We start from the raw sequence: 723 nt of genomic DNA, 5'->3' as shown, positions 1-723 counted from the left end.
GCGTCGCCCCGGCCACGCCGTCGTCTCCGACGGAGAGCTCCCGGACGGTGCGGAAGTCCGGCCCGTACTGGAGGCCCTCGCGTGCCCAGCTGTCGTACAGCCGGTCCGGGTCGATGGTCCGTGCGCCGGTGATCCGCGGTCCGGGAACGGTGTCGGCGGTGGGGGCCGGGACGTCGCCCGGGAGCAGCAGCCGACCGGTGCCGCTGGACAGCGGCTTGCGTTCGCCGGCCACGACCGTGCTCAGTTCGAAGCGGATCGGCGGCCCGAAGGACACGTCGAGGCGGACGGGAGCCGTCGCGTCGTCGCTGATGGGGAGGGGTCGCAGGAACGTCACGTCGGTGAGTTCCAGCGGAGTGAACGGCCTGCGTCGGGCGACTCCCACCATCGCCATCTCAAGCTGCACCGCGGCGGGCAGCAGCCCGGCGCCGGCGGAGCGGTGTTGGGCGATGAAGGGCTCCTGGCCCGTGAACGTCTTCTCGTAGGTCTCGTCCGGGTACGTCACTGTCCCTCGCTCCGGTGCTCGTAGTGACGGTCGAACAGCGGGTGGCCGACGGTGCTCGTCGCGGCGCCGCTGCGGCGTGCGGCGGGCACGATCAACTCCTGCCGGTTGAAGGGGTAGGTGGGGAGGGTGATCGTCCGTTGCCCCTTCCCGGCATGAACCCCCGACCAGTCCAGATCCGCCGACGTCGCGTTCACATACGCCGCCAACGCCCCATGCACCTC

General features: G+C 71.4%; 1 protein-coding gene and 1 pseudogene. Both read right to left on the bottom strand.

Features of this window, described 5'->3' with window-relative positions:
- The coding region (locus ADK55_RS17800; protein WP_159041442.1) for a polyketide synthase dehydratase domain-containing protein at positions 1-502 on the bottom strand (502 nt) is incomplete at its 3' end.
- Positions 499-723, bottom strand: a pseudogene (locus ADK55_RS17795) (acyltransferase); the annotation flags it as partial. The pseudogene ADK55_RS17795 and the gene ADK55_RS17800, both read right to left, overlap by 4 nt.

It is taken from the genome of Streptomyces sp. WM4235 (assembly GCF_001279725.1).
Classification (GTDB): domain Bacteria; phylum Actinomycetota; class Actinomycetes; order Streptomycetales; family Streptomycetaceae; genus Streptomyces.
Note: the sequence above shows the minus strand (reverse complement) of the source record. Positions and strands in the feature narration are given on the sequence as shown.